The organism is Arthrobacter sp. CG_A4 (assembly GCF_035985125.1).
GTDB lineage: Bacteria > Actinomycetota > Actinomycetes > Actinomycetales > Micrococcaceae > Arthrobacter.
Map to the genome: position 1 here is coordinate 1 of NZ_JAXCID010000087.1, position 4,995 is coordinate 4,995.

The following is a 4,995-nucleotide window of genomic DNA, read 5'->3' on the forward strand; positions in this document are numbered from 1 at the left end:
CCCCGGCCGCACCGGCGGCCAACCTGGAAACCCCTACCCGGGGTGGGGCCAAAACAAGCGACTAACCCGGGGCCAAATCAACTTGCTATTCCCACATTTCGCCAGCCCACTTCTGGGCTGATGCAAGGATGTCATGTCGCGTAAGTCCGGGAACGCCATGAAGAAGTAGCAAGCCAAGAACGTCGCACCAAAGGAAAGTGTCCCCGGCCGCAGCACGAAGCCACCAAAAAACCCCCGAAGGGGCCTACATGTGCACAGCTCGTTCACACTCGGGGGCCTACAAGCCCCTGACGTGGGAAAACGTGCCCGAGGTGGGACTCGAGCCGGGTTCCAGGCCTTGCGAACACTGGGAACTCCCGGAAACATAAGGAATCCGGCCCGATCCGACCCCAGTACGACCCAGTCCGAAGTCCAGGGCGTGCACATTGTGCACACCCCCTTTTCTCCCCTTCGAAGGCCTCACACCAACTGCCAGCCGCACCTCGCATCGCGGGGGTGCGGCGATTCTTTGTTCTGAGACTGTTGATCCCGACGGAGGAGTCAACGCGTAGCGGCAATCGGGTCATGCCCGCGTCGTCGCGTGATTCCTGCTCAGGCCACGCGGCATTCTTGGTCCCTGGCCTATTCAAAGCACTCCTACCTCCCTTCAGCGCATTCATGGTCCGATTGGCCGACAGCCGCATGACCGGAGAGCGTACTCCGCTGGTGAAAGGTCCAGAAGGCCCCTGCCGGAACCGGGTAACTGGCGGGCATGTCGGCTGACTACGTGAAGTATCCGGCGTTCCGAAGTGCTTCCAGTCGCGGTTAACGGCTGAGGGCCCCGCAGCATCTGGCCACGGGACCCTCAATAATCCGTAACAGGGAACCTGTCAATAGGACTTACTCATCTAGGGAGGACAACCAGTCGACGCGATCGACCCATGGTGATGTACTTATTGTCCTTGACGTACATCATGTACGTCGTGCATGATGAACGTATGACTACTCCAACTAATGAGCGGCGCACTTTTGGCTTTGCCGATGCCCGAAAGTCCCTAAAGGCGATCCTTGATACAAGCGACCGCGGCGGCTTGTCAGTCGTCACGCGTGGGGGAAGTTCGGCTTCGGTGGTCAACACAGACCGGCTCCGTGCGTTTCTGGTGAGGAATACACCGGCGAATGTTCAGGTCGTGCCTGAGGACGGGGCATGGGCAATGTTTATTCCGGGTCTTCCCTTGGCAGCTGAGGGCACGACACTCGAGGAGGCGACCCTTGACCTGATCGATGCCCTCCGAGACTACGCCGAAGACTGGGAAGATCATTTGCGCACAGCACCGAACCACCACGGAAACTGGGCGCTGGTTCAGATCATCGATGCCTCCACTGATGAGCAGTTGGCGGAGTGGCTGACCGGCCGCACGCAGTGAGCCAAAAGTACCCACCCGCCACCAGAGATGACCACGAGTCCTTTTGCAAAATCGAAAAGTGGCAGCCTGTGCTGAACGCGCTGGGCCAGAAAGTCCGCCACCACGCCACCTATGAACTTGCGTTGCATGACGGGCGGATACTGCGGACACGAATTTCACGGCCCGTGGACAGGACAACCTATGGTGCTTCTCTTTGGGGTGCAATCCTCAAGGACCAACTAGAGGTCACCGTGGACGAATTCTGGGCATGTGTGAACGATGGCAGTCTGCCTGACCGGGGCATACCTGAGGTGCCACAGAACGCGTTGCCGTTGGAGTTGGTCATCCTGCTGACCAGAACGGCAAAGATCCCGGAGGAGGCCGTGGCCGCCATGACGAAAGAGGAGGCCGTGAAGGCCATGAAAGATTTCTGGACGGCCAGTACAGCAGACCCGAAACAACCTTAGACACTAGGCGGAGGCCACGGATCGGGAGGCCGCGGTCTCCCCTCGCGCCGGCCGTCCGAATCACCAGGACGTTAGCGTTGGCCCCGGCTCGCGAATTCGTCGTCCAGCTTGTACCTACGGGACTCGGTTTCCAGGATCGGCTCGACTTTGGCCGCACCTACCGACTGTCCGCGGCAGCTCAACTCATGGTCTGCTCCGGATCAGTTGCCATGTCATGCCGTCTCCCCCGCATTCCTGCATGAACAGGTGGCCGGTATCAGAGCGGAAATTCCGGACCGGCCGCAACCCTCGGTCGATCTAAAGAACACTCAGCAAATCATGTTGTCTGCGGACTTGGCCACCATGAAGTGGTGAACGGGAAACCCAACGGAAGGACGAACGAGGATGAGCACCCGGAAGAGACCCCACAAAGGGGCACGCGGTCCGCCGTAGTCGCCGCTTTCCTACACAACCGGATAGGGCGTTCCGGGACCCCACACACCCGGAACATCAGATCAGCGGCTAGAGTGTGCACACTGTCCACACGAAAAAAGCACAAAAAAGGCTCCTGACCTGCGGAAACACTGTGCCCGAGGTGGGACTCGAACCGGGTTCCTGCCCCTGCAAACACTAAACATGCGGCATCCGGGCCAGTCCGGCACCGGTACGGCCCAGTCCGTGACCCAAAGTGTGGACACTGTCCATACCCCCGATCCTCCCCACCAGGGCCTCCCCAAACTGCCGCACCCGAATTGACAGGGTGCGGCATCTCTCTGTACCTGCAATGTTGACCCGTCCGTCGGGTTCCACTAGGTGCGTGGGTCGGTAGCGGTTTGCCGGTTCCGCAGGTTTGCGTCGTGACGGCGCGGAGGCCGGGTCTCCTTTCTGGAAGGGGGCCCGGCCTCCTGGCATTTTCGCGATAGGAAGCCTGGAAGGCCCCTGTGGGGTGGGGTTCGGGTCCTGCCGCTTCGATCCCGTGGCCGCGTCCCCGGGGTGGTCAGGCGGTTTGGGTCCGGTAGCTGAAGAGTTTGAGCAGGTTGTGGCAGCCGGCGATCAGTTTCCATTCCCCGGATGCTTTCTCCAGCCCGCGTAAGAGGACGTGTTTGCCTTGCCGGGTGTTGATTTGTCCGAAGACCGGTTCGACGATGGCTTTGCGTCGGGCGTAGACGGCCTTACCCTTCTTCGTTTTCAGTTTCCGGGCCATCCGCTCGGCCAGGGTCGTGTTCGCCGGGATCCTGCCCCTGGGCGATACCGGGACGGGTTGGTGGTGTTTCATCCGCCGGGTGGAGATGAAGAACTCGGTGCCTCCGCCGGTTTCGAGGTCTTTGACGTGCTCCAGGTTCGCCGCCGAGCAGTACCCGGCATCGGCGCTCCACTTCGAGGGCATGGCCTCCAGGGTCTCCTGCACGTTCTTCACCATCGGGATCAGTTGCTGGATGTCTACCGGGGTGTTGTTCAGTTCGGTGGCAACAATGACCTGGTGATCTTTATCAACGACGGCCTGGACGTTGTAGCAGTAGTGGTAGGAACCGTCCGCGGTCTTCATGATCCTCGCGTCCGGGTCGGTGAAGTTGCGTTGCGCCGTCGGTTTCGGGACCGCCGCGTCCGCGGCGGCATCACCCTTCCCGGTCACGTCCTCGTCATCGTCCCCGCGGGACCGGGCTTTCTCCTGGGCCTCACGGCGGGCCTTGTCCGCGGCTTCGGCTTCGATGGAAGCCCGGGCCGTGGCCATCGCGGCGGCGCGCCGGGCCCGGTTGGCCAGCTCGGCGGGGAGTTCATCCCCGCGTTTGCCCGGCCCGAACCGGGCGTCCTCGGCCGCGTCCACGGTCTTCGCCTCCGCCATCAGGTCACTGACCTCCTCGGCCAGGACCTTCTGTTTTTCCGTCAACCGGGCGTAGGACATGGCTTTGTGCCGGGAGGCGTTGGCCCGGACCTTCGTCCCGTCCAGTGCGACATGGCCCAACGAGACCATGCCCGCGGCCCGGCAGAGTTCCAGGACCTGAAGGAACACGTTCCCCAGCGCCGCGAGGTGGCGTTCGCGGAACCGTCCGATCGACCGGAAGTCCGGGGCCTGCTGGGCCGACAGCCAACGGAACGCGACCACATCCGTGCACGCCCGCTCCAGTTCCCGCGAGGACCGCACCCCCACGCAATACCCGTACAGCACGATCCGCAGCATCAGACGCGGATCATACGGTGGCTGGCCCTTGGCCTTGGCATAGGAGGCATAGAACCGGGTCAGATCCAGTTCATCGTCCACAAGCTCGCCAACGAACCGGGCCAGATGGCCCTGGGGCAACCATTCCTCCAGCGACGGCGGGACCAGCATCACCGCATCGGGCTCGAACGCCTTGAAGCGTTTGTTGATCCCGCCGTTGGCATCCATGGGGACATCAGCCGGGAGCTCCACCCGCTCTACGAGTGATTCGTCAAAAAGGCCTTCACCGGCACCGGAATCCATACCCCAATTTTCCCAGAGACCCTGCCGAATCCCGGGAACCGGCCCGGCGATTTAAACCCAAAATCGAGAACCCGCCGCTACCCGACTAATGACCCACGCACCTAGCGGAAGCGGCCTGGTCATGCCCTCGCTCGTTGGGGACTCTGGGGCGAGCCCGCAGGACTCTCGGTCGCTAGTCTCTGCATATCGATTCCACCTCCCTTAACCCCCTTCCTGGTCCACATCGTCGGGAGCCGCATGACCTGGCTGCGTCCCGCAGAACTCACTCCCCGAGTACTCGCCAGAGCCATGCTGCAATCAGGAAATGATAGCTATGGCACTAACCTCGGCTGGCGGAACAGCGCAAGTCTTCGGGGCCCTCGCCCCAGAAGACGGAATCTGAGATTGGTCTACGATGGTTTCGTGGGTCAACGCCCAGGGCCCTCACTCACCGCATCAAGGCACAGAATGGGCAACCTTTTCTGGATGACATCGCTCGCAACGGGCCCAACCGATTTCCCTCGTCGCTTTGAAAGCCGGGAACACACCTACCAATTGACCGAAGGTCCATTATCGGGCTCTCCTGACAGAGATGTGGGTTCCGTTATCTCTGGTATGGGAGCTTGATGCTGACGGGTCCGCAGGCGAGCATGATCAGGGCGAGTGCGGCTTCGGGTGTGTGGAATCCGTAGGACCTGCGGGTCATCGTTCGGATCTTGTTGTT

General features: G+C 61.5%; 3 protein-coding genes. 2 read left to right on the forward strand and 1 reads right to left on the reverse strand.

Translation table 11 applies throughout. From position 1 onward, the window contains the following. Positions 1-977 precede the first annotated feature (977 nt). Complete coding sequence (locus RCH07_RS19025) at positions 978-1,406, forward strand: hypothetical protein (RefSeq protein WP_326969055.1); 429 nt, start codon at positions 978-980, stop codon at positions 1,404-1,406. A gap of 68 nt (positions 1,407-1,474) precedes the next feature. Beyond that, entirely contained in the window at positions 1,475-1,852 is a 378-nt protein-coding gene (locus tag RCH07_RS19030; protein WP_326969056.1) for a cytotoxic translational repressor of toxin-antitoxin stability system, read from the forward strand. 976 nt (positions 1,853-2,828) lie between these two features. Here the strand turns inward: RCH07_RS19030 and RCH07_RS19035 are convergent. Next, positions 2,829-4,199 (reverse strand): IS1182 family transposase, encoded by a 1,371-nt coding sequence (locus RCH07_RS19035; RefSeq protein WP_442784871.1) that lies wholly within the window; start codon positions 4,197-4,199, stop codon positions 2,829-2,831. Between the last annotated feature and the right edge of the window lie 796 nt (positions 4,200-4,995).